Genomic DNA, 25304 nt, shown 5'->3' with positions numbered 1-25304 from the left:
TATTTTTAATCAATAACTTTTTGATGTTTCTGCTGCATTTTTAACATAAATCTCATATCACTTGCATTAAAAACGCTCTAGATACTGCCGAACTACTTTCTGCAATTTTGCCTCTGCCTCATCACAAAACCTAATTTTTAAATAGATCATGCTCTAGATAAAATGATCATAACTCAAAAATCAGCATCATTTCAAACATATTAGTTTGGCATCATGAATAATTTGTCCATACGTTAAATAAAAACGCTTGAAAAACAACACTACTTTACAGACTTAAGTACTAGGCACTGCCTTAAGTAAGTGCACGTGCAAAGGATTTTAATGGCATGATTCTTTAGACTACAAGTTAATTTTTGGCAAATATTTATATATATCTGCGAAGAAATTAACGAAGTAATACTTGAAAATCAGGCAAAAAAATCTGCGCAAGTGACTTTGGTGAGCAGCGCCTAGATGCTGCTTTCTATAGAAAATGAATAAATAAAGCGCACATACCGACCATAAGCCAAAAAACACATGGGATGGAATTATAGCTTAAAACAACGAAATTTTCTACAAGATTATGCTATATAATGTTCAGATGGCCTCTTCCTAACACAAGGCGCGTTATCGTATAATCCATCTTCACTTGCCGCACAAGGGCTTTTCAGATCGTAAGCTGAAGGATCTGACCTGCATGATGCAAGAGATAACATTGAGACAATAATCAAAAGTTTTATGTAAAAATCGAATTTGTTCATAGTTTACCGCTCACTCCTCACGATCCAAACCAAAAGCAGTATGCAAACTGCGCATGGCTAATTCTTTATGTATATCATCTACCAAAACAGCCACCTTTACTTTTGAGATGGCAGTAGCTAAAATATTTATACCTTTTTCTGATAAGATTTGAAACATTTTTTGTAATATAGAATCCTGCTTGCTTGTATTAGTATTTACTATAGCAATTTTTGCGACCGACGTATTTAATGTGTATTCCATGCCACGAAGCTGCGATTCTGAAGCAAAAACTTGTTGTACTTTGTTTATTTCTGACTTATTGACTATAAACACCAAATAATTCATTGCTCTCAGGCTCTGCGCGCTTAGTTGCAATACTTCCGTATATAAAGAATGATACTCGAAAAGCTTGTATATTTTTTGTGCTAAGGAGCCCACTATGTCAGCACATGGCAACATTAGAACCGCTATATCACTTCGGCCAGCTATACCAGTTATGTAATTTTTACTACTTGCATTACAATCACTCACCAGTATTGTTCCTGGCGTATTATCAAAAGTTGATAATACTTGCATTTTAAGGTTCGAGCGCATTGCGATTTCAACAGCTCTTGGATGCAGAACTTTTGCACCCGTCATAGACATCTCAAGCATCTCTGCATAAGCAATCATTTCTATCTGATTTGCTTTTTCTACAATTTTTGGATCTGATGTGTAAACACCTGATATATCAGTGTATATATAACATCGCTCTGCATTAAGTGCGGCCGCAATGGCAGCTGCTGTTGTATCTGACCCGCCGCGCCCTAATGTTACAATTCTACCTTCATATACCCCTTGAAAGCCACATATTACAGGGATTTCATCGATGCTGAGAGACTGAAGTATTGGAGCCGTATTTATTTCAACTATATTTCCACTGGAAAAATTTCCATCAGTTTTTATTGGAAGTTGCCAGCCAAGATATGACCTTGCTTTTAAGCCAATAGACTGTAGCGCAAGTGCAAGTAGTCCCGCACTAACTTGCTCTCCAGATGAGAGGATAGAGTCATATTCAAAAGATGTAGCAGGAGAACTCAAATCTGAAACTTTGCGTATTGTTTCAATTAAAGAATCTGTTACCCCGGACATTGCAGATAAGACAACGACCACTTTTTGCCCACTTTTCAAAGAACGACTAATTATGTTAGCAACACGCTTTATCTTCTCGATATTGCCAACAGACGTTCCTCCAAATTTCTTTACAACTACTTGCACAAACTTTACATCGTGAAAATTGAAAATTTGTTATCCATAAACCCTGCTAATTATTATGAAACAGAGCATTTTACATGCTCATTAAAAATAAATCTAAAGGTAGCATGCAGTTGTCAATACGCAATATCACAACGGCGATATCTTTGCAAATCTTAATAATTTTAAAATACATAGGTTGTATTAAATAACAAAAAAGTAAGCAATGAAATTTAGTTATGTATAACGCATTATCTATATGATACCATCCAAAAGTCGACCTCTGTTTAGCGCTAATCTTGTACCTAAGCACCGCTTACAGTGCTAAGCTATGCATCTATATAGAACGACCACCTAGTTCTTTTTGAGAATTGATATATAATAGACCTCTTGCATAACCTGTTCCAAACTGTGATTTGATTGTCACTAAAACATAAAAACACTCACGTGGATCATTGTTTGGTGACGTTTTGCAAAAATCTACTCTATAAGAATTTCTACCTCAGAATGAGGTTATGCAAGAGGTATAATGTCTAAAACTAATTATTCATGAAATACAAAGAAGTGGAAAAAATAAGAGACGAATCTTATAAACGTGGCATTTACTTAAGTGTGTTTTTATTTGCTGTCTTTATAGTTACCTCTTTTAGCTATAAAATATTTGCCTCAAACTCTCAATATATAGCTGATTATTTTATTGCTCTTTTAAGTTCTGCAGTTGCAGCACTTGTAGTATTTCTTATGGCAATTCTATACTTAATATTGAAGTATCTCTGTCCAAAGTGTCATGGTCGTTGGACTTATAGAGCTGTTAACGAGATAGTAGTGGATATCGTCACAAAGCGTATAAGAATGCCTTATTCTAATAGGGAATTTGTATACAAAATACAAAAATGCATAGTAGAATTTGAATGTTGCAATTGTTTACACATAAACTCTGTGTTAAAAACTTATCGATCTCGTGAAATATAGATTTACACTTCAAGCGAGGTCATAAAGCTTTTCAGTGCATTTTAGATCTGCAAGTGCCAGTGAAATCTACCGCTGATAAATTACTTATTTTTATATGGAGCGTTTTATGCAAGATTTTGATGTCATCGTAATAGGAGCTGGCCCAGGTGGTTACGTTGCTGCAATTAAGGCTGCACAACTTGGCAAGAGCGTTGCTTGTATAGATACATCAAATTTTCTTGGTGGAACTTGTTTAAATCAAGGCTGTATTCCATCAAAAACGCTCTTAAACTCATCGTATAAATATTATGAGACTTTACATAAACTAGAAGAACACGGCATATCCTGCACTTCTGTAGAATTCTCCTTATCTAAGATGATGGAACGTAAGGATACTATAGTATCAACTCTAGGCAAGGGTATAGAAGGTCTTTTCAAGAAGAATAAGGTAGCTTTATTTAAAGGTCGTGGAAGTTTTATATCATCAAATGAAATTAAAATCACACAGAAACAGAATGACATTGAAAGTTCTATAAGAGGCAAAAACATTATAATAGCCACAGGCTCTCAACCAATTTCATTACCAAACATAGCAATAGATGAGAAATTTATATTTTCTTCCACCGGGGCTCTTGCACTACCTTCTGTACCAGGTGAGATGATAATACTTGGTGGTGGAGTAATAGGTCTTGAAATGGGCTCAATTTGGTCAAGACTAGGAGCAAAAGTGACTATTATAGAGTACGCAGAAAAAATAATGGGAAATTCTGATACAGAAATAGCCAAAGAAGCTCAAAAAATACTTGAAAAGCAAGGTATCAATTTCTTACTGAAAACCAAAGCTATTTCAGCAAGTATTAATGATAATGTTGTGTCACTTAACATAGATATCAATGGCAATATAGAGACAAAAAAAGCTGATGTTATACTGGTTGCTGTAGGAAGAAAAGCCTATGTAGAGGGACTTGCGCTTGAAAATGTAGGAATTGTTTTAGATAAATATGGCAAAATTCCAGTTGATAGCTCTTTCAAGACATCACGCGAGAACATATTTGCCATTGGAGATGTAATATCAGGCCCTATGCTTGCTCATAAAGCTTCAGAAGAGGGCATTGCAGTCGCAGAAATAATTGCAGGACAACATGGGCACGTAAACTACAGCGCTATACCAAGCGTCATTTACACACATCCAGAAATCGCAAGCGTTGGAGCAACAGAAGATCAATTAAAATCACGAGGAATTGAATATAATATAGGGAAATTCCCATTTGTGGCAAATAGTAGAGCTCGAACAACTGCTGAAACGGAAGGCTTCGTGAAAATAATAGCGTGTAAAAAAACTGATGAAGTGTTAGGTGCCCATATAATAGGACCGTGTGCTGGTGAGCTGATCACAGAAATTTCTCTTGGAATAGAGTTTAAAGCCGCATCTGAAGATATTGCTAGAACAAGCCATTCTCACCCTGGCTTCAGTGAGGCAGTAAAAGAGGCTGCGCTTGCTGCATTCTCAAAGCCAATACATATATAAATAGTCAATCCTATCTTCCGATGGCCATGTGATTACAAAGTAGCTACGAGATAGAGATATCATGTACCATTACGACGTTTATGAAAAATTTAGGATCGCTAAAAAGCACTATTCTACTAAGGCAGAAACGTCTTTAGTGGAATCATTCAACTCATTAACACGGCACTATTTAGCCAGGTTTTATCGTAAAACCAAACGTTACAGCAAGGCCATGGATATGACCTACAACTCTATCCTAATGCTTTCTAATAAGAAGTTATTGATAGCTATCTTTTGGTTAGCAATGCTCAAAACTTACGCATGCAGACATTGACTTAATATGCAAAAATCTAAATAATACACCAAGGAAAATTCTTCATTTCAGAAAGCCTAGAGAAGATATTCTCCAGGCTGTACGATAGATTGGTGCACTTAGTTTTAGAATGCAAGGCGCGTACTATATATATTATTTGTGAAGAAATTAACGAAGTAATACTTAAAAATCAGGCCTAAAAGGTCAGCATAGGTGACTCATGAAGGCAGTACCTAAGCACTTTATTATCAGCGCTATGGATATTTTATAAGTGAAATATGGAGACAAATGCTTAGAGATGATGGTTTACTAAAGGGATTTTTTCAGTATACAAAGTTTATTGCAGGCACAACAACACTTAATGGATTGAATATTCCAATATACCCAGAAATAGCATTTGTTGGACGCTCAAATGTTGGTAAGTCTAGCATGATTAATCTTATTACTGGTAACAAGAAAATGGCGCGTGTTTCTAGATCACCTGGCTGCACAAGGCAGATAAACTTTTTTTTGGTGCGAAACACTTTCATACTTGTTGATTTGCCTGGTTATGGATATGCATCAGCTTCTAAGTCAATGATAAAAAACTGGCAACGATTAATGGTTGAATATTGTCTGCTCAGAGCACAGTTAAAGCAAATAATGTTGTTAATAGATTCAAAACTTGGGATTACAAAAAAAGATGCTGAGATAATAGAAACTCTTAGAGAGTGTGGAACAATTACCCAGATTGTGCTGACAAAATGTGACCGCATATCTCAAACAGCAGTAAAAAACACACAGGAGCAAATCCTCAAATCTATAGAAAACGAAGCATTCATAAAGCCAAATGTCTTGCTCTCATCAAGTAAATCTGTGGAAGGTTTTTGCGATATGCGCAGTGAAATACTAAATACTCTCTCTATCAACTTATCAAAATAGTAAGTCATCATCTATGTATGTTTCGCAGGTAAATGAAGAGTTGATATCTCACTTATGCGCATCAAAAGTCTCAAAAGCTGTATTAAATGGTGTTTAGAGTTGGAAATAGTGTTTTAAATCCGTAAGGAAATATTATAATAAGCGCAAAAATTTACGGATTTTGTGAAATCAGTGTTTGCTGGGCACATTGTAGAAGTCAAGATTTGATCTTACAGACAGTTATAAATTTTATATCTGCTTGTCAGTTAAGTTTTGACTGTCAGATATGTAACTGAGATACAAGATTTCATTATTCTTTTCCACAGCTAACTTTTTACTATCCAAAAAAGTTTGCATAGGTGTTTTTCCATAACAATATTTACCAGAATGAGGTCTTTCATTGTTGAAATATTCTAACCAAATATCAAGATCTAATTGCAAGTCATCCAATGATGTATAAATCTTTTTACGCATAGCTGTATCAAAGAATTCTTGTTTTATAGTTTTATTAAAACGTTCACACATACCATTAGTTTGAGGTGAATATGCTTTAGTTGTTGTATGCTCTATACCTTCTATACTGAGAAATAACTCAAAAGCATGATGTTCTATATTTCCCTTATATTCTCCTCCACGATCTGTAAGAATACGAAGCATCGGTATCCCTTGACTCTCATACCATGGTAACACTCGATCATTTAGCATATCAGCAGCAGTAATCGCAGTTTTGTCAGTATACAGTTTAGCATCAGCAAATCTACTGTAGCTATCAATAAATACCTGAGCATAAACCTTTCCTATCCCTTTGAAATTGCCTACATAATATGTGTCTTGGCAACCTAAATAACCTGGATGTTGTGTCTCAATTTCTCCATGTGCTTCTTTTTCATTACGGCGTTTCTCTAGTACTTGCAGCTGTGCTTCGGTCAATATAATACCATCTTGGGCCATCTTAGCTTCTAAGGCTTTCAATCTTTTATTGATATTATTCAAATCATTACGTAACCAAATCGATCTTACTCCTCCAGGAGAAACAAGTATACCACTCTTCTTCAGCTCATTTGATACTCTAAGTTGTCCATATGCTGTACTCTATCGCCATATCAACTACTGCTTTTTCTACTGCAGGATCTACTCTATTAGCGATTATTGGCTTCTTGCGACTTATCTCGTATAGCGCTTCTTCTCCTCCCGTTTCATATAGTTCTTTAAATCTGTAATAGCTATCTCTACTATAACACATTGCCTTACATGCAGATTATATACTACCAAGGCTTTTTGCCAATTCAAGTAAACCTAGTTTCGGTTTGATGATTTTTTGATTTAAGTTCATTGCTTATCTCCATTTAATAACTAATTTAATTTACTAAATGTAAGATAAAATGTCGACTAATACATATAATATATACAAAAATTAGTGCAGTGCTGAGTCCTGTGATGATTTTTGCACATTTTACTTATCCACAAAAATTTATTTGCGCACACAAATCGATTTTTGACGGACAGACTACATAACACTGTTACCAAAGCGTACGTACAATTTTGTGTCCTACTACATGCGTTCAAATATTTTTTCCAAATCCTTTAGTGCGAATTTTGTATATGTTGGGCGACCATGATTGCACTGCCCACTAAATGCCACTGTTTCCATCTCTCTAAGCACAGCGTTCATCTCATCAACACTCAACTTTCTACCCGCTCTAACGCTGTTATGACAAGCTATAGTACTCAATATTTTTTCTATCTTTGCATCTACTACTGCGATATCATCAAACTCATCTATATGCTCTGCTAAATCGACCATTAAGCCTTTGAGGTCTACACTCTCTGGTAAAATTGCTGGAACGCGAGTCACAGCAATTTGAGCAGCACCGTTACGATCTATAAAAAAACCAAATCTCTCAAGCTCAGATTTTTTAGCTAGTATTTGATTCACAAGAGCTGGTCTAAGTTCTACAACCTCTGGCACAAGCATTAACTGCATTTCTAAGCAACCATTTTTGATTTGAGCTTGCAATTTTTGTAGCGTTATTCTCTCATGCGCAGCATGCTGATCAACTATGATAATGCCTTCATAATTTTCAGCGATTATATACATGTTATTAATTTGACACTTTGCAAAGCCTAGAAATTGCTTTTTGTCTAATGTTTCGTTGCTTGTTGAAATTTTGACGCTGCTTTTCACGGGCGCTGTGCTATCATGTGCGTCTAAAATATCTTGAGATTTAATGTGTACTTCAGGCATTCGCATACTATCTCTAAATGGAATGCTGCCTTGAGATATCTCAAGGTCTTTAGAAGTGACTACTTTGTTACTACTGGGTTGCGGCAGGTTAGTAAAGCGCTTTAGTCTGCTATCTTCACTTAAAATGTCGTGCATTTTTCCAGTGTTCGGTATTTGCTTTGCGGCACTTAAGTTGTCTATATCATTTTCACTCTGTTTTAACTCTTTTTTTGTAAAAATATCACTAGCAGTAAGCTTAATATTATCTTGCAGAATCTCTGAATTTTGAGCTTTTATATATGATATGGCCTTCTCTTCAATGACAGTCGAAGAACGTGGACCACTTGCAGCTATAGCATTTCTTATCGCTTTTGTGATACAGCTATGCAATAATTTCTCGTTTTTAAAACGCACTTCAGTTTTTGTAGGATGGGCATTCACATCTACTTCAGAGAATGGAAGTTCTATAAAAAGGATAATAGATGGATATCTGCCGCTTGGGATTAGATCCCTATACGCATTTCGAATGATGTATACAACTAATTTATCTTTGATAACTCTATTGTTAACATATATAAATTGTTTATTTGATGTCGCGTGATTGTAAGTTGGAATTGAGGTATATCCAAACACTCTGTGACCACTTTCTGAAAATTCGAAAAATATAGAATTATCTACAAACTCCTTGCCTAGAATCGATAATAATTTACTGCTATCACTTGATATGCATCCATCAGTACCGCAGGCTTCTATATATCTTTTTCCATCTATGATGAGTTCAAATGATACGTGATAAAAAGATATAGCAAATCTATTTATCAGATCTACACATGCAGATGTTTCATGATTCTCAGATTTTAAAAATTTTAATCTAGCAGGAGTAAAACAGAATAGATCTCTTACCTCGACTGTGGTTCCGGATTGTCTTGCCGCTGGCTTGACATCAGACTCGCTACTACCCTCTATGTAAATTTCCCAAGCTTCATTTGCGTCTTTATGACGGCTGGTAATGCGCATTTTACTGACAGATGCAATTGATGGCAGAGCTTCTCCTCTAAATCCAAGATTTGTTATATTGCTTATGTCTTCTTCATCTAGTTTAGATGTTGCATGACGCTTAATTGCTCTATGTAGATCATCTTTTATAATTCCATATCCATTATCCGAAACTCTAATTAAGTTTCTGCCGCCACTTATAATTTCGACTTTGATTGAGGTGGCGCCAGAATCTAAAGAATTTTCAACTAATTCTTTCACGACGGATATAGGCCGCTCTATTACTTCTCCTGCTGCTATCTGATTAATAGCTTTTTCCGATAAAAACTTTATCTTAGATGATTGCATAATAAAATTCCAAAAAACACATCATAATTCGCAATAAAAGACTCTTTATTTCTAGCAAATTGATATAATACTTTCTTTGGCACGTCATACTTTGTTGTTCCTGCTCCGAGACTTTTTAAATGCCGCATGAAATGCAGAGGAGTAGGGTGAGACACATTATATCTAATTTTATCAAATTGATAGTGTAGAGGTTTTAAACTTAAACAAATTTTTACAATTTCGTCAAATGATTGATAGTTTGAAATATTTGAAGGTACGTTATACTGTTTATAAAAATCTTCTAAATGCTGAAAGCTACCTCGTATCGGCATAGAAAACGCTATGATATTTCCTATTTTTGACAAATTTAAAAGTGTACTTTCGATATCATAAAACCATTGCATTGCAAAGTTTGATATAACCAAATCTACCATATGAAAATGCATCATTTCCGCATCTCCATACACAGCTTCAAATTTAACACCAAGGGTTTTGAACTTAGAAGTTGCAACTTTTAGCATTTCTACTGAGATATCATTCAAATAATAAGTAGCGTTTGGCAAAATATCACATAATAATTGAGATGCTGTTCCAGTCCCTGTTCCGATATCAAGAACTGAAGCGCAGTTCTCAATAAAGCCTGAATACTTTATTTTTTTCACAAGCTCTTGAGCAGTACGATTTTGCACATGTGCTATATTGTCATAGTTATAAGAGCCAATATCAAAGTTTTTTGCTACTGTATTTTTGTACGACATTTATAGCTCAAACTATAGATTAATAATGCGATATATCTAAAGCAGTATAAAATACTCGTTTATAACACTCATTTGTACTGTCTTATCTATAAATAAAAATTTTCTAGAATACTCGCGTATCATATATATTTTATAGCACTTTAGCTATAAATAAAATTTCCTGTTTTTGTATGAGGAGTTACATCATTATACACAAGCCCTTTTCTGAATTTAGACATGAGCTGATTAAATTACTAGACATAATACGCATTTGTTGCTATAAACTTCCACTGATCCCTCTTCTGTTGGCTCGTTCTATTTTGTTTTATTGAAGCCTGGCTTTGATTTATTCTGCTATATGGGACCTTAGTTCAGAGGTTAGAACGCACCGCTCATAACGGTGTTGTCGCAGGTTCGAATCCTGCAGGTCCCACCATGTTACCTCTTCGACATTCTTTTCGTCGTTTAATCATGCAGTTCCCGCATTTAATCTCTGAAGCTTAAACGTATGTAGTCCATCAGCAAAAAATTATTTGCTGCGCAAATAAACTTTTGCTGAGACAGTTAAATGTACAAAAATTAACCTTTAGAACTGCCATGCACTAATTTTCAGATATATTAATTGGCCTTATGCTGCAATTTACTTTCACAAAATTCGTAAGATCTTTGCACTTATTATAACATTTTCTTACGAACTTAAAACACCATTTTGACATTCGGGGCGTCATTTTCACCGCTTCTGAAACTTCTGGCGGATATATACTATCTAGCTTAAGCATCTTCAATATTATAATTCTTTGAGATAAGTGCCAAAATACCTGGTAGTGTTGCATTCTCCAAAAATTCTAAGAATGCTCCGCCTGCAGTAGAGACATATGAAAAGCTTTTTGATACACCAGCTGAGTTGATAGCAGCTGCAGTATCACCACCACCTGCTATACTAATTACACCACCAAGCATAGTCAAAGATGCAATGTATCTGGCAATGAATTTTGTACTGTTGTCAAAATACGGATTTTCAAATATGCCAAGTGGTCCATTCCATAAAATTTGTTCCATTCCTTCAATGGTATGACTGATTTTTATCAGACTTTGAGGGCCTACATCCATTATTGCTGCGCCTGTCGGTATGCTTGATAAGCAGCATATTTCTATTGCATTATCTGAAGTTTGAACAACAAAATCTGAAGGTAATATGATCTTATCATCAGAGGTTGCCAATATTTTTTGAGCGTGAACTAGCATTTCAGGTTCAAAAAAAGAATCTTTTATGTCAAAACCTGAAGCTTTTAAGAAAGTATTTGCCATGCCGCCTGCTATGAAAACTCTCTCAAACTTAGGAATAATACTGTTTAATACTTTTAGTTTTGTGGAAACTTTTTTACCACCAACTATAAGCATGCTAGGTTTTTGCTCCGCATCAATCAAATTTTGTAAGAATGCTAATTCTTTTTTAAAAGCAATTCCTGAGTAAGAGGGTAAAAAGCGACATACACCAACTATTGAAGCATGTTTCCTATGCGAACAGGAAAATGCTTCGTTTACATAGCAATCAGCTAGATCTGCCAGCATCTTAGCAAAATTCAGATCGCAAGCTTCTTCTTCATGGAAAAATCTAAGATTTTCCAGTAATAAAACTTGTCCAAAATCTAGCTCGTTTACTGCTTTTTTAGCAATTTCTCCTATACATGAGCTAGCGAACTTAACATCACATTCCAGAACCTCAGATAAATATGGTAATACCTTTGCAAGTGACATGTCAGAAATTGTATCTGGTATTTCAGAATGTTGTTCAGATAGTGATAAATATTGTTTTGGTCTGCCAAAATGGCTGATCAATATAACTTTTGCTTCCTTTTTGATTAAAGAAAGCACAGTTTCTTTGATTTGCAATAATCGACTTAAGTCGCAGGCAAAACCTTCATGCATCGATATGTTTAGATCAACACGTACCAAAACGGTTTTTCTATTGCAGTACGCATTTTCTATAGAACATATGTATTGTGCCATTTTCTTCATATAACACTAATTCCCAACAGATTTAACTTTATTAAATTTTAAAAATATTCTTTCAGGTGCAAGCCTAAGGTCAAGACATTTCACATCTCCACGTTTTAATATATAATCCTTTAATTTCGAATCGAAAAGAGATGCAGCTTTTTTTATATCATTTTCTGGTAATTTAACCATAAGACCATTTTTTAAAAGAATATTCCATCTACGTTTTCCTATAAATTGTAGAGAAGAAATCTGATCCTTAAATTGTGTTTCATCAATTATCTTTAGTGCCTGAATGAAAGTAGCATTTGCTTCATCACCAACAACAATTATATAATCAGTTGGTAGTGGGATAAACTGTTCTTGCAAGACGTTGCCATCTACGTCTATTAGAAAGAATTTGCCACCATGCCACCAAATTGCTTTGTGGATCCTTTCATTAATTTCAATATCAATTGTGCTAGGTAATATAATACGTACTTTTACACTTTTCACTACGTTGAATTCTTCCAAAGAAGATTTGATATGATATGGCGATATATTCCAGATCTTATGATTTCGACTGCACTGAAAGTTGTAATCACTTTTTTCTTCTCCTGCTTCATTATGAGTATACGGGATATTCTGAGAAAGGTCAGCTAAAGATAAGTTGATGTGATCCAAGATTTGTTTATTAGATAGTCTTAGGTTGCCTCGAATCTCAATATTTTTCACAGTAAAGTAGTCGCAATATAAAAAGCGAGAGAAGCCTATCATATCAGAATATAAGGTGCGCAGCGGAATAACGGAATTTATCGCAAATAGCGCAGCAGATATGGTTATACAATGCTTTAAAAGTTTGATGATACTCGGTATGTAATTATAACTCTTTTTTTTCCTGCTTGAAATCTTTGGATTCAAGGTGCGTCTAGCACTACGAATACGTGGTTTTATGGCCTTTTTTCGCATATTGCATCATTTAGTAATTGCATCACTAACATTTCAAACGAGATCTCATTGTGAGCAGCTATTTCTGGCAAAATCGAGAGAGTGGTAAATCCTGGATGTGTATTGAGTTCAAGGAAATAAAGCCCGTTGTCGCCTTCCTCTGGGTTATATCTAAAATCACTTCTGCTAATTGTTCGGCAGCCAAGAACATTATGCATCACTTCAGCGGCATTTAGTGCTTCTTTATAAGCATTTTCTGGAATTTCAGCCGGATATATATGACTTGCAGCTCCATCTGTATACTTTGATTGATAATCATAAAATCCTGATTTTGGCCTCAGTTCAAGAACGCCAAGCGCAGTGCCAGAAAATACAGCAGCACTTATTTCTTGTCCTGGAATATATCTCTCAACCAATACTTGATCTCCATAATGCCAATCCTCAGCAATTGGTAGATGGGAATGATGATCTTTTACTAAAAATACGCCTATTGTAGATCCTTGCTCAACTGGTTTAATTATGTAAGGGAATGTCATAGGATGCTCCTTTTTACTTAGCATTTTAAAGAGATCTGTACTTCTGATCATTACATGTTCTGGCATTTTTATACCAAGAGATTGGGCTATCCTTCTGGTCATTCCTTTATTCATTGCAACGGCAGATGCTATAACTCCTGAGTGTGTGTATGGAATTTGCATCACCTCAAGGAGTCCAGGAATAGAGCCATCTTCCCCGTATGTCCCATGCAAGCAATTAAAGACGACATCTGGCCTTTGAGCAATAATCTCGACAGGCAAATTTTGTCCTGGATCTATCTGCAGAACATCATATTTCATGTTTTCGAGAACAGTCTTTACACTTGCAGCAGACATTATAGAAATATCATGCTCTGCTCCTAGCCCACCTGCAAGAATTAGAATACGCACTTGTTAATTCACCTCCAATACTTATGGATACCTATCATTTATTTTACTTATATACTCGTCATACTTTTCAAAATTGGCTGGTGTCAAAATGACCCTTACTCTTAATAGCTCTTTTTCAAGTCTAATTTCATATGTACATAATCAAATACCAACTCTTTATTTACGTGCGGTATATAGGCACTGCGCTCAAGTCAGTGCACGCTTTTTTAGGATTTAAATGGCATGATTTTTTAGAGTACCAGTTAATTTCTGAGTCAAATATTATATATACTTGCAAAGAAATTAACGAAGTAATACTTGAAAATCAGGCTAGAAATCTGCGCAAGTGACTTTGCCGGCAGCGCCTAATCATATGAAATTTTTCATATGATTAACACATAAAACCATCAAACTTTCTCTGTATTCTTCAATCCATAAAAATTATTAATCATGATTAGGATAGGCGCAGAAATATAGATGGATGAATATGTTCCAAATGCAATTCCGAAAAACATTGCCATACTAAAGCCCCTAAGATGATAGCCACCGAGCAATATCAAAGCAAGACACACAAGAAGTGTAGTCAAAACTGTCATGATTGTTCTAGATAGTGTCTCATTTATGCTTCTATTAATGACCTCTATTAGGGTTTTTCCATTATGCTTGTTCAAGTTTTCTCTAATCCTATCATATATAACTACACTGTCGTTAACAGAATATCCAACAACCGTAAGTATAGCTGCTATGGATGTTAGATCAAATTCATATCGGGTCACCATATAAAATCCAAGAGTTGCGAGTGCATCATGAAACAACGCAACTGTAATGCCAACTGCAAAACGCAAATCAAAGCGCAGTGCTATATAAATCATTATACCAAGTAATGAGAATAGTACAGCTAAAGTCGCTTTATGGACCAGAGCTTCTCCGACCTTAGGACCAACATAATCTATCTTGTTAAACTCTGCATTTTCTATATTTTGAGTAATCAGATCTTTGAAAGATGTAACATCTTCAAGCCGTCTATTTTTATCGATACGCAATCTGATTATTACAGATTGATTACCACTTTCTTGTATCGTACTATTTTCATATTTATTTAATGTAAGAGTTTTTCTGAGCGAATCTATATCAATTTTTTTGTCAGACCTTATATCAAAAATCATTCCTCCGGTGAAGTCTATACCGAGGTTCAGGCTGTTGAAAAATAAAAGGAATATTACACAAGCGCTTAGCAATATGCTAAATATAAACGCATAGTGTTTTTTCCCCACAAAATCCACATTTAGTTTACTTGGAATAATGGATATAGGAAAAGACATACAACAGTTACTTGGGATACGTTTTTTAAGAAGAACAACATGAGCGCTGTTCTGGTTACAATGTAAATCATGTGCATTATAATCAAAACAAGTATTTTAGAAAATAAAAAAAACTGCACGCACAAAATTGATACAAAGAATAACAAACCAAATTTTAAGATAAAGGCGAGATGCTGCCTTACAAAATGAAAGCTGCAATATATGGAATGAAATACAGAAGATTTATTAAATATTACGAAGAAATCACTAAACACACATGCTATTGCTACGAATATAGTGATAGGTGGGAATATAAATATTCCTATGCCATAGAATAAAGATATAACAAAGTATAGCTGTGCTAGGTTAAATAAATTGGTTTTGACGAAGTTAAGTAGTTTTTGTATAAAAAGTGGATCTTTATTATTTAATATTATCACTCCAGTTTGCAAAGAGCGCACAATAGCTGCAACGAATGCTTCTAAGAAAACAAGTACTATTAGAATTAAAGGCTGAGTTTTGCTATTTGCATGAACCAAATCTGCAAGATCAGCCGACTCTTCCATATTGATAGTGGAATCTGTAAATTGTAGTAACAGATAAATGTATAAAACACTGCGCAGAAGATCTAGCAACTGCACTGTAATTACAGCCTTCATATTATTAAAACATACAAATGCGGATTGTTTAACTAAATTGATTACTTCACGCATAAATCAACTGAATATAATTGCTAGATTCAATAAACTCCTTCTGCAAATATTTGTTCCAGGGGCCCATTGCTTTGTCGCATATTTAGCCTTTATTCTAATACTCATGTACTTCTTGTACACTTGTTGCCCCCGCGCGCTCGTATGCTACTTGCACCTCGCATAACTAGAACAAGCGTTTGAAGAAGAAGTCTAATCAATATCAACTCTTTATTTACCTGCGGTATATGTATATTGCTACTTCTATTAGAATACTATTATGACGTATGCAAAAAGCTAATCACGTTTTGTAGAGACATCATACTTTTTAATTTTAAGAAAGGTATCAGAAATTGATTTTTAGTAACACAAATTACCAATTATTTTATAATTTGCAATCCATCTCAATGCATGAGAAAATTGAGCCAGAAGAGTTTTTCCTAAAGCTTTCAAAATGTAACATTCAACGCTTTTTGTATGGAAAATAGTACTGCAAGTCATTAACTAAAGTAGCAAAACATTCACTAAATCGCCATTTGAAGAAAACACTTTCCTGCTATTGGCTCTTTTTTAGAGCGCTAAAAATTTTTATTTGAATGCTTAGATTCGAAATAAACATCCGTATAAAGTTCACTCTCATCTGGTTCAGGACTGTTTTTTGCAAATTCTATTGCTTTATCTACTATTGTTTTTATTTGTTTCTCTGCTTCCTTAAAAAAGTCGTCTTTAACTAATCTATTGCTGAGCATGTAAGTTTTTAGAGCAACAATAGGATCTTTATGTTCTTTATATTCTTCTACTTCCGCTTTTGTTCTATAAGTTGCGGGGTCAGACATAGAATGCCCTCTATACCTATAGGTTTTTGTTTCAACTATGATAGGTCCTTTGCCGCTTCTAACATGCTCACAGGCTTTGGTAAATGCTTCATGTACAGCAAGGAATGACATACCATCAACTTGCATGCCTGGAATACCAAAAGATTCTCCACGCTTATAGAGTTCTACAGTACTACACCCCCTTGCGACAGAAGTGCCCATTGCATATTCGTTGTTCTCTATTACGTATAAAACAGGTAAATTCCAAAGTTTTGCCATATTAAATGACTCATATACCTGCCCCTGATTCGCCGCTCCATCTCCAAACATTGTAACTGCAATGTTGTTTTGTTCTCTGTATTTGAAAGCAAAACCTAGACCTGTTCCAAGTGAAACTTGGGCCCCTACTATTCCATGCCCACCATAAAATGCGTTTTTAGTATCAAACATATGCATAGAGCCGCCTTTTCCTTTTGAACAGCCACCAGCTCTTCCCAATAATTCAGCCATTATCCAACTTGGATCACTTCCAGTTGCTAGCATCACACCATGATCTCTATAGCTTGTTATCATGGCATCACCTTTCTGAAGAGTACTTTTTATGCCAACGGCGACGGCTTCTTCTCCTATATAAAGGTGACAAAACCCGCCTATTAAACCCATGCCATAAAGTTGTGCAGCTCTCTCCTCAAACCTGCGCAGTAGCAGCATATCGCGATATGCAGGTTTCAATAAATTGAGATCGACAACAGCGCTATTTTCTTGTACCATCTTGCTGAAAACAAAAGAAATGTTATCTCAAGAGGTAATAGTAAGTGGAGAAGCATAGCTTGTAAAGCAATAATTTTGTTATTTATGCAGCGCAAAATAAAACTACCAGAAGGTGTTAATAAGGTCTATTTGATAGGTATCGGTGGAATAGGCATGAGTGCCATAGCGAAGATTTTAAATAGCTTAAAGTGCTCTGTTCAAGGTTCTGAAGCAAAGCGCAGTCACTTGACTCAAGACATGGAAAACGATGGAATAAAGGTTTTTTATGAACATGTTGCGAGTAATATAGCTGGTGTTGATCTGGTTGTAAGATCAACTGCGATTATAGATCAAAATCCAGAAGTGGTTGCTGCAAAGTCTGCTGGAATTCCAGTTATCTCTCGTGCAGATATGCTTGCTATGATAGTCAAAAATTATTATTCAATAGCAGTTTCCGGTACTCATGGAAAGACAACTACTACAGCACTGATAGGCAATATGCTTGTAGAGGCAGGGCAAACTCCTCTAATAGTGAACGGCGGTATTATGAATGGATTTGCTAGTAATGTTGTTCAAGGCGGTGGAGATATAGCAGTCTTTGAGGCAGATGAATCCGATGGTAGTTTTTTGAAGACTGCTGCACAAATAAAGGTTGTGACAAATATTGACAAAGAACACCTAGATTACCACGGTGGTTTTGACAATTTAAAGGCTGCATACAAAGAGTTTATTGTATCAGTTCCAAGTGATGGCTTTGCTGTGCTATGTCATGACAATGAAAATCTAAAGGAAATTTCATACTCTCTAAATAATGCGAATATTATCAGTTATGGTATAGGAGAAGGAGAATTTGATTTGTCTGCTTCTTCTATAAATGTTTTAGAGACAGGGTCAGCTTTCGATGTTTCCCTCAGCGAAAGATTTTCTAAGATATGTAGTATGAAAGCTGGTGTGATGATAAGTGACTTAAAGCTTTCTGTGCTTGGTGAGCATAATGTGCAGAACTGCCTTGCTGTTATTGCAGTAGGCTTGATACTGAAAATACCTATTGAAATAATAAGGAAAGCCATAGCAAGTTTTAAAGGAGTACAGCGGAGATTTACTGAGGTTGCAGATCTTAGCGGGTTAAAAATCATAGATGATTATGCTCACCATCCAGAAGAGATTCAAGCAACATTAAAACTAGCAAGGAAGATAGCGGATATCCGTGGCGGAAGACTTTATGTAATATTTCAACCACATAAGTATAGCAGGCTCAGAGCATTATTTGATGAGTTTTTAATATCATTTGATTATGCCGATCATGTTCTGATATCTGATGTATATTCTGCTGATGAACCATATGATGAGATATTTAATACAAAAAAATTAATAGAATCATTAAAAATTAGGCTAGAAACAAGAGTAGAATATCTTGATAAGCATGAAAACTTACCTTATATAATAGAGAGGTTGTGTTCTTATGGAGATTTGGTTGTGTTTCTTGGTGCAGGAGATATAACATCCTGGGCAAGAAGCTTGCCAGCTAAGCTTTCTTCGCTGTGATTTTATTAAGTATGCTAATTTTTTAAAGATTTACGATGTATAGTACTAGATTACTCATAGTAACAATGATTTTTTTGCTATGTACTGCTGTGCGAGATGCTAATGCAACGCAAAATGTATTTGATATTGTGATAGCTGCGCAGAAAAATAATAATGCGCTTTTAGCCGCTGAGCAAGAGCTTAAGGCTCGTAAGCTTGATAAGTTGAAAGCTATGTCTGGGTTCTTGCCACAAGTGTACGCACAGGGCACACTTTCCGAAATGAAATACAATAATAATCCGGCTGCTAATTATGGCTCAAGTCAGCAAGGTCAGTTGCTCGCTTCTCAGGAATTATTTTCTGGAGGAACAACGCTTTCTTCAGTTCACAAAACAAACAGTATAATTGAATCTGCAGAGGCAAAATTTATCAGTACTAGAGATGGCATTATATATAAGGCTATAGAAGCTTATGAGAATGTAATCCTTACAAGGCAATTGTATCAAATAGCTATTAGCAAAGAAGAAGCAATGCGGAAACACTTGCAAACTGCCGAGCTCAAGTTTTCTGTTGGGGAGCTTACAAGGACGGACGTTTCAACTGCTAAGTATAATGTTGCAGAAGCAGTCGCAGAAAAGGAAAGGATGCGTGGCGAGATGTTATCTGCTGAATCAGTATTTGCCTATACGATAGGACTGCTGCCAGATGAGGATTTAAGATCTATCAATGCATCTATATTAGATGTACCAAGCTCTATGGATGAATTTGCAGCTGTAGTAAATAATGCAAATCCAAATTTGCTTATTGCTAAAAAGAATCTTGAGGCTTCGGAGTACGCTGTAGCAGAATCTACAGGTAAGTTATTGCCCAGAGTAGAGCTGCAAGGATCTTTAACGAAGAGCAATGCGGCCAGGAATTTTGAGAACAAGGACGGTTCAAATGTTGCACTTATTGTGAGCATTCCAATTTTTGATAAAGGCTTGACTGTAACTGATATACGTGAAAAGAGATATACAAAACGTAAGGCGGAATTTGATTTTGATGATACGCGTGGCAGTGTTAATGAAAATATAGTCAAAATTTGGACAGGGTATCAGGTTGCAAAGTATAGCATAGTATCAAATAGAGAAGCTTTAGAGGCGGCGCAGGATGCAGCTGCGAGTGCTGATGAAGAATATAAGGCTGGTGCAAAAACTACCATTGATGTTCTTACTGCAGAGATTAGTCTTGCAAAAGCAAAAGCAAGTATGAAGAAGGCGGAGAGAGATCTGGTTCTTGCAATATTTCAGATGCACAATTATATGGGTAGTCTTGCTAAGTTAGATTTTGCCAAGCTCTCTTCAAAGTAGCATACAATTCAACAGCACAAATTTTAGTTATATGAATCTTATCGCCTGACTAACTCTAAGGAACATGGGATTTATCTTGATTGTAAGTAATGATGATGCACATAAATCCGGCAGGAAAGGTGGTAAACTTGCCAAAAACCAAAAACCTTATGGGTTTTGTTAAGTTATAGTAAATTAAGTTGAGGTTTGCGTATTAAAGAATTGAACCAAAGCATTATATAATTTATCAACTGTGTTAGTTTTACGTTTGATCCATTGTTTCATATTAGCCCAAAATTTCTCTATAGGATTCAAATCAGGAGAGTAAGGTAGCAGAAAAATTACTCTGCAACCAACAGATTCAATTAGATCCTTAGTTTTTTGTGAACGATGGAATGTAGCGTTATCCATTACTACAACTTGTCCAGGTTTTAGTTCTTTTATCAAAAACTCTTCAACCCAAGCTTCAAATAATTTTGTATTACAATATTTCCAGGCGCTAGCGGTCTATTATTGACCAATCCAGATATAATATTAGTTCTTTCGTAATATTTACCACCCTTCTTACAAACGAGATTTTCTCCTTTCTTGCACCATCCTCTGTCTTGGCAAATATTCATATCAATGCCACTTTCATCTATATATACAAGATTTTGAGGCCGCATCCCTTTTATGACTTCTTGGTAGGACTTGCGCTTTTCTTCACTTGCTTCCACATACGTGTAGGTTTTTTTTATAACTGTAGCCTAGCTTACGAAGCCAATATAACGCACCTGATGCACCCATACCAAAATGTGCTCCCATTTCGGATAAAATAAAATCAGCCTTGCTATTTACGTATATTGCAACTTCTTCCACATTTATTCTTCCTTTTTTACCACCTACCTTTCTTGACGAATAGCTTCCTTCTGCATTATATCTTTTATACCAATTCCTCACCGTGTTTGATGCTATTTCAAATTTTATTGCGGCGCTTTCGCAGCTATTACCTCTTTCTACATATGTGATTACTTTTTTCCGAAAATCTTCGCTGTATGAGGATGGCATTTTCCTTTGGGTATAACACACACATATGTATTACGCAAACTTCAACTTAATTTACTATAGTGTTCGCTAGCTAGTACGCGCGCCAAAAGTCTCAGAAACCGCATAAAATAGCGCTCTGAGTGCCAAAATAGTATTTTAAATCCGTAAGAAAATGTTAAAAAGACCAACAAACCTTACGGATTTTGTGAAAGTAGTGTTTGCAGGGCACATGAGTAATAATATATCCAAAAATTAGTACAGGGCGGAATGGCTTTGTTGGATAATGCGTAGTGCATATTAGAAATGTTAAAAGATAATGAAACGAGTTCTATAGGCACTTTTATTGGTGATGGTGCTTATTGTAAAATGTCGGTGCACAGCACTGCACAAGTGATAACGCCACCAACATTAACGTTTGGTTACCATTGTCTTGGTCTACCCGCATTTAAAGATTTCAACGAATCTATTAGCTATATGAAAAGGCATGATGACAAAAAAAAGGCTTAAAGCTTTGGAAAAAAGATACAGGCTATTACAGGCGCTTAAGAATAGAGCTTATTTTGCCAGTTTTAAGCGGGCTTTTGGCAGATATTTTGTTGCCAAATGCGATATTAAAAAGCAAATTGAGATGATTATTAAGGTAAGCACTCTAAATCTCTTGAAAAAAGACTTCATTCTTATATCTTCTAAAGCTTCTTGAAGTGAGAAGCTTTAGCATTTTATCTGTATTAGTCGACATTTTATCTTACATTTAGTAAATTAAATTAGTTATTAAATGGAGATAAGCAATGAACTTAAATCAAAAAATCATCAAACCGAAACTAGGTTTACTTGAATTGGCAAAAAGCCTTGGTAGTATATAATCTGCATGTAAGGCAATGTGTTATAGTAGAGATAGCTATTACAGATTTAAAGAACTATATGAAACAGGATGAGAAGAAGCGCTATACGAGATAAGTCGCAAGAAGCCAATAATCGCTAATAGAGTAGATCCTGCAGTAGAAAAAGTAGTAGTTGATATGGCGATAGAGTACAGCATATGGACAACTTAGAGTATCAAATGAGCTGAAGAAGAGTGGTGTACTTGTTTCTCCTGGAGGAGTAAGATCGATTTGGTTACGTAATGATTTGAATAATATCAATAAAAGATTGAAAGCCTTAGAAGCTAAGATGGCCCAAGATGGTATTATATTGACCGAAGCACAGCTGCAAGTACTAGAGAAACGCCGTAATGAAAAAGAAGCACATGGAGAAATTGAGACACAACATCCAGGTTATTTAGGTTGCCAAGACACATATTATGTAGGCAATTTCAAAGGGATAGGAAAGGTTTATGCTCAGGTATTTATTGATAGCTACAGTAGATTTGCTGATGCTAAACTGTATACTGACAAAACTGCGATTACTGCTGCTGATATGCTAAATGATCGAGTGTTACCATGGTATGAGAGTCAAGGGATACCGATGCTTCGTATTCTTACAGATCGTGGAGGAGAATATAAGGGAAATATAGAACATCATGCTTTTGAGTTATTTCTCAGTATAGAAGGTATAGAGCATACAACAACTAAAGCATATTCATCTCAAACTAATGGTATGTGTGAACGTTTTAATAAAACTATAAAACAAGAATTCTTTGATACAGCTATGCGTAAAAAGATTTATACATCATTGGATGACTTGCAATTAGATCTTGATATTTGGTTAGAATATTTCAACAATGAAAGACCTCATTCTGGTAAATATTGTTATGGAAAAACACCTATGCAAACTTTTTTGGATAGTAAAAAGTTAGCTGTGGAAAAGAATAATGAAATCTTGTATCTCAGTTACATATCTGACAGTCAAAACTTAACTGACAAGCAGATATAAAATTTATAACTGTCTGTAAGATCAAATCTTGACTTCTACACTTAGATGAGTCTTGGCTCTGCTGGCGATTTTTCGCTAATTTCTCCGCATGACTCTTGTTAAGTTTTTCACCCGACTTTTCAGGTTCTAGCGCATCAATCATTCCTCCTTTAGTTTGATTTGATTGACTCAACTCTGACATCTTGCTAGTTTCCAATATACCTAATTGTCGTGCTGTTTTTTGTTTCTCACTTCGTGAAAAATTAAGAAAATCACCAACATAATAAGATGGTTCCGTATCTTTTCTGCGAATTAAATTTTTATTGCTGTCATTCAGCCTATCAAAGCTGAAGCTTATATCTTTTTCTTGTGCTAGATCAATAAAACCTGACACAAGATGTTCACCTAATTTCCCTGATATTGTCTCAGATAACTTATTAAGTTCAAAGAACATTGCTGCGATTCGCTCAGAATGCACTGCTTGTGATATATTACTAGTAAATCCATCTATCACGCCTTTCATCTCTCTAACTAAATCTTCCGTATCTTTATTACCAAGTGCAGTTATTTTTTCTACTTCATCTTGTAAAAGCCTTGCAGCATCAATAGATTTTCTAGGAAAATTCTTAAAAGAATATGCTATTAAATTCTCACCATCATAATTGAGTGTCGGCTGAATACCGTCACGCAGAGGTTGTATTATATTTAATAAATCACTTAATCGACTCCTCTCTTCTTCTGGCAGCTGCTTCTTATCGACTTGCTGAGAGAGTTTGATAAGATTTTCACTTAGCTCCAGCTTCTTTGATATTTCTTCGGAGAACTTATCAAGTACTTTGCCCATTGCTTCGACTTGCTTAGAAAGAGCGTTTTGTGAAACGAAAAAAGCAAATCCTTCTCGCACTAGGTGCATCTTTTTCAATACATCATCTGCACCTTGAAGATCAAACCGCATTATTACTTGCATCATATCACTTATAAACTGTTTTCCTACCCAACTGCCTCTAGAAAATTCACGGAAAGTATATGTTGGATTTTTATCAATTTCCTTCACAATAATATCTCCTCTCAGAGATTGTATCATACTTAATAAAAAGCTTAACTTTCTCCTCTCTGCCTCAGATAACGGCTTGTTATCCACCTGCTGAGAGGTTTGTAGAGGATTTTTACTAATATCTTCCCTTTTTTCACTAATTATGCTATTACTGGTCTCTTGTATTACTGACCTGCTCAGATTTGACTCTTCTAATTCTTTTTCACTGAGCCCAAGCTTTTCAGATATTTTCTTAGATAACTCATCAAGTTCCATGGCCACTGCTTCGACTGCCTCAGAGAGAGTTTCTTGTGCATATCCTTTTTCATACCCAGATTGCAGATATTTAATCTGGTGCAATAAAAAATATGCGTCTCGCTGCTGCAACTTCTCTATTTCTTCAATAATATCTGCTAGAAACTTGCTATCTCGAGCGTTTTCCGCAAAATCTCTAAAAACATAATTTTTATCCCCATCAATGTATTTGATAACAATATTTTTGAGAGTTTTCACAATTAGATAGAAGTATGATATGATCACTTTTTTAAAAACTAAAGAGTGGTTGAGAGTTTTCACATAAAGATAGATAAGAGCTGTTCTTGATATTGTTTGAATATTTGTGTAATAGTAAGAGCGCACCAAAGCTTGATGGATCCGTATACCATTGACTCTTTTTTAGAAACGATTTTAGTGCGCCGTGTCATTCGGCCTAAATGATGTCGCGTGTTGCTATTATCTCTCTCGATAACATACTGTGCCAGACTTTCCAATTGTATGACGCTCTTTGGGTAAAATTTTAGAAAAAGCCTCCCAATCATCTGTATAAAAATGACATTCTTTCAGATGACTCACTTTGTTGTAGAGCTTTTGGAATGTTGCAGTATCACGATTGCCTGTAACCCAGGCAAATGTTCTCCTTGTACTACGATCAACTGCCTTAATGATCCAAAGCTTGTTTTTTTTGAACCAATAAAATGCCACATCTCGTCGAATTCCATCTCCATAATATCCGAAGAGACAACTGGCTCCTGAGTCTTGCCCATCGCCTCTACTACCCAGCGATAAATTATGGACGGCGAATGCCATAATATCTTGCATAACATAGAAAAAGAGCCATTACCAAGACTATATAGCATAACGCATAATGCTTTCTTAACAGCTGTTTGAGGCTTCTTGCCCAGATCGCCCTCAACAAAATTTAGAACATGATCTGCACTTATAACGCTGTACACCCCTCATAATGCCATTC

The 25304-nt window shown here is 35.5% G+C and carries 23 protein-coding genes, 1 tRNA gene and 2 pseudogenes; 10 read left to right on the top strand and 16 right to left on the bottom strand.

Annotation, left to right across the window (positions count from 1 at the left end):
- Positions 1–750: 750 nt before the first annotated feature.
- Complete coding sequence (locus tag AACK98_RS07660; RefSeq protein ID WP_339041226.1) at positions 751–1977, bottom strand: aspartate kinase; 1227 nt, start codon at positions 1975–1977, stop codon at positions 751–753.
- Between the two features lie 525 nt (positions 1978–2502).
- Here AACK98_RS07660 and AACK98_RS07655 point away from each other — a divergent pair.
- The 4 genes from AACK98_RS07655 to yihA all read left to right on the top strand — a co-directional run bounded on the left by AACK98_RS07655 (position 2503) and on the right by yihA (position 5645).
- Positions 2503–2925: a hypothetical protein gene (locus AACK98_RS07655; RefSeq protein WP_339041224.1), complete on the top strand. Its 423-nt coding sequence runs from the start codon at positions 2503–2505 to the stop codon at positions 2923–2925.
- 106 nt (positions 2926–3031) lie between these two features.
- On the top strand, positions 3032–4432 hold the full coding sequence (gene lpdA / locus AACK98_RS07650; RefSeq protein ID WP_339041222.1) for a dihydrolipoyl dehydrogenase: 1401 nt from the start codon (positions 3032–3034) through the stop codon (positions 4430–4432).
- 61 nt (positions 4433–4493) lie between these two features.
- Positions 4494–4745 (top strand): hypothetical protein, encoded by a 252-nt coding sequence (locus AACK98_RS07645; protein WP_339041220.1) that lies wholly within the window; start codon positions 4494–4496, stop codon positions 4743–4745.
- A 267-nt stretch (positions 4746–5012) separates the two neighbouring features.
- Positions 5013–5645, top strand: coding sequence for a ribosome biogenesis GTP-binding protein YihA/YsxC (gene yihA / locus AACK98_RS07640; protein ID WP_339041218.1), 633 nt, complete (start codon positions 5013–5015; stop codon positions 5643–5645).
- A 228-nt stretch (positions 5646–5873) separates the two neighbouring features.
- Here yihA and AACK98_RS07635 read toward each other — a convergent pair.
- The 3 genes and pseudogenes from AACK98_RS07635 to AACK98_RS07625 all read right to left on the bottom strand — a co-directional run bounded on the left by AACK98_RS07635 (position 5874) and on the right by AACK98_RS07625 (position 9929).
- Positions 5874–6867 (bottom strand): annotated as a pseudogene (locus AACK98_RS07635) (IS481 family transposase).
- 309 nt (positions 6868–7176) lie between these two features.
- Complete coding sequence (gene mutL / locus AACK98_RS07630; RefSeq protein ID WP_339041214.1) at positions 7177–9192, bottom strand: DNA mismatch repair endonuclease MutL; 2016 nt, start codon at positions 9190–9192, stop codon at positions 7177–7179.
- On the bottom strand, positions 9174–9929 hold the full coding sequence (locus AACK98_RS07625; RefSeq protein WP_339041212.1) for a methyltransferase domain-containing protein: 756 nt from the start codon (positions 9927–9929) through the stop codon (positions 9174–9176). The genes mutL and AACK98_RS07625 overlap by 19 nt, the downstream gene beginning before the upstream one ends.
- A 339-nt stretch (positions 9930–10268) precedes the next feature.
- Here AACK98_RS07625 and AACK98_RS07620 point away from each other — a divergent pair.
- Positions 10269–10344, top strand: a tRNA-Met gene (locus AACK98_RS07620).
- A gap of 335 nt (positions 10345–10679) precedes the next feature.
- Here the strand turns inward: AACK98_RS07620 and AACK98_RS07615 are convergent.
- From AACK98_RS07615 to pdhA, 5 genes are all read right to left on the bottom strand, one after another.
- Entirely contained in the window at positions 10680–11927 is a 1248-nt protein-coding gene (locus tag AACK98_RS07615) for a phosphoglycerate kinase (protein WP_339041209.1), read from the bottom strand.
- A gap of 6 nt (positions 11928–11933) precedes the next feature.
- Positions 11934–12620 (bottom strand): cell division protein FtsQ/DivIB, encoded by a 687-nt coding sequence (locus tag AACK98_RS07610; RefSeq protein ID WP_339041207.1) that lies wholly within the window; start codon positions 12618–12620, stop codon positions 11934–11936.
- 215 nt (positions 12621–12835) lie between these two features.
- On the bottom strand, positions 12836–13759 hold the full coding sequence (locus AACK98_RS07605; protein ID WP_339041205.1) for a D-alanine--D-alanine ligase: 924 nt from the start codon (positions 13757–13759) through the stop codon (positions 12836–12838).
- A gap of 386 nt (positions 13760–14145) precedes the next feature.
- On the bottom strand, positions 14146–15060 hold the full coding sequence (secF, locus tag AACK98_RS07600) for a protein translocase subunit SecF (protein ID WP_339041203.1): 915 nt from the start codon (positions 15058–15060) through the stop codon (positions 14146–14148).
- 1246 nt (positions 15061–16306) lie between these two features.
- Positions 16307–17314 carry a pyruvate dehydrogenase (acetyl-transferring) E1 component subunit alpha gene (pdhA, locus tag AACK98_RS07595; RefSeq protein WP_339041201.1) on the bottom strand — a complete coding sequence of 336 codons (1008 nt, stop codon included), beginning with the start codon at positions 17312–17314 and terminating at the stop codon, positions 16307–16309.
- Between the two features lie 84 nt (positions 17315–17398).
- Between pdhA and murC the strand changes: the two genes are divergently transcribed.
- Positions 17399–18838, top strand: a complete 1440-nt coding sequence (murC, locus tag AACK98_RS07590) for a UDP-N-acetylmuramate--L-alanine ligase (protein WP_339041200.1) — start codon at positions 17399–17401, stop codon at positions 18836–18838.
- An 89-nt stretch (positions 18839–18927) separates the two neighbouring features.
- Entirely contained in the window at positions 18928–20166 is a 1239-nt protein-coding gene (locus tag AACK98_RS07585) for a TolC family protein (RefSeq protein WP_339041198.1), read from the top strand.
- A gap of 174 nt (positions 20167–20340) precedes the next feature.
- Here AACK98_RS07585 and AACK98_RS07580 read toward each other — a convergent pair whose 3' ends face one another.
- From AACK98_RS07580 to AACK98_RS07570, 3 genes are read right to left on the bottom strand one after another with little or no spacing between them, the layout of a single operon-like run.
- Complete coding sequence (locus AACK98_RS07580; protein ID WP_339041196.1) at positions 20341–20592, bottom strand: transposase; 252 nt, start codon at positions 20590–20592, stop codon at positions 20341–20343.
- Positions 20589–20861: a hypothetical protein gene (locus tag AACK98_RS07575; protein WP_339041194.1), complete on the bottom strand. Its 273-nt coding sequence runs from the start codon at positions 20859–20861 to the stop codon at positions 20589–20591. Before AACK98_RS07575 ends, AACK98_RS07580 begins: the two co-directional genes overlap by 4 nt.
- Positions 20848–21192, bottom strand: coding sequence for a helix-turn-helix domain-containing protein (locus tag AACK98_RS07570; RefSeq protein WP_339041192.1), 345 nt, complete (start codon positions 21190–21192; stop codon positions 20848–20850). Before AACK98_RS07570 ends, AACK98_RS07575 begins: the two co-directional genes overlap by 14 nt.
- Positions 21193–21474: 282 nt before the next feature.
- On the opposite strand from AACK98_RS07570, the gene AACK98_RS07565 reads away from it, so the two are divergent.
- The 3 genes and pseudogenes from AACK98_RS07565 to AACK98_RS07555 all read left to right on the top strand — a co-directional run bounded on the left by AACK98_RS07565 (position 21475) and on the right by AACK98_RS07555 (position 23043).
- Positions 21475–21678 carry a hypothetical protein gene (locus tag AACK98_RS07565; RefSeq protein WP_339041190.1) on the top strand — a complete coding sequence of 68 codons (204 nt, stop codon included), beginning with the start codon at positions 21475–21477 and terminating at the stop codon, positions 21676–21678.
- Entirely contained in the window at positions 21659–21871 is a 213-nt protein-coding gene (locus AACK98_RS07560; protein WP_339041188.1) for a hypothetical protein, read from the top strand. The genes AACK98_RS07565 and AACK98_RS07560 overlap by 20 nt, the downstream gene beginning before the upstream one ends.
- A 178-nt stretch (positions 21872–22049) precedes the next feature.
- Positions 22050–23043 (top strand): annotated as a pseudogene (locus AACK98_RS07555) (IS481 family transposase).
- Here the strand turns inward: AACK98_RS07555 and AACK98_RS07550 are convergent.
- From AACK98_RS07550 to AACK98_RS07535, 4 genes are read right to left on the bottom strand one after another with little or no spacing between them, the layout of a single operon-like run.
- Complete coding sequence (locus AACK98_RS07550; RefSeq protein ID WP_339041186.1) at positions 22997–24568, bottom strand: hypothetical protein; 1572 nt, start codon at positions 24566–24568, stop codon at positions 22997–22999. The pseudogene AACK98_RS07555 and the gene AACK98_RS07550 overlap by 47 nt on opposite strands.
- 59 nt (positions 24569–24627) lie before the next feature.
- Positions 24628–24825 carry a hypothetical protein gene (locus AACK98_RS07545; protein ID WP_339041184.1) on the bottom strand — a complete coding sequence of 66 codons (198 nt, stop codon included), beginning with the start codon at positions 24823–24825 and terminating at the stop codon, positions 24628–24630.
- Positions 24788–24997 carry an IS1 family transposase gene (locus AACK98_RS07540; protein ID WP_339042681.1) on the bottom strand — a complete coding sequence of 70 codons (210 nt, stop codon included), beginning with the start codon at positions 24995–24997 and terminating at the stop codon, positions 24788–24790. Before AACK98_RS07540 ends, AACK98_RS07545 begins: the two co-directional genes overlap by 38 nt.
- Positions 24904–25287: a hypothetical protein gene (locus tag AACK98_RS07535; RefSeq protein WP_339041182.1), complete on the bottom strand. Its 384-nt coding sequence runs from the start codon at positions 25285–25287 to the stop codon at positions 24904–24906. The genes AACK98_RS07540 and AACK98_RS07535 overlap by 94 nt, the downstream gene beginning before the upstream one ends.
- Positions 25288–25304 lie beyond the last annotated feature (17 nt).

This window comes from Candidatus Lariskella endosymbiont of Hedychridium roseum, assembly GCF_964020185.1.
GTDB lineage: Bacteria > Pseudomonadota > Alphaproteobacteria > Rickettsiales > Midichloriaceae > Lariskella.
This window is presented reverse-complemented; position numbering and strand designations above follow the sequence as displayed.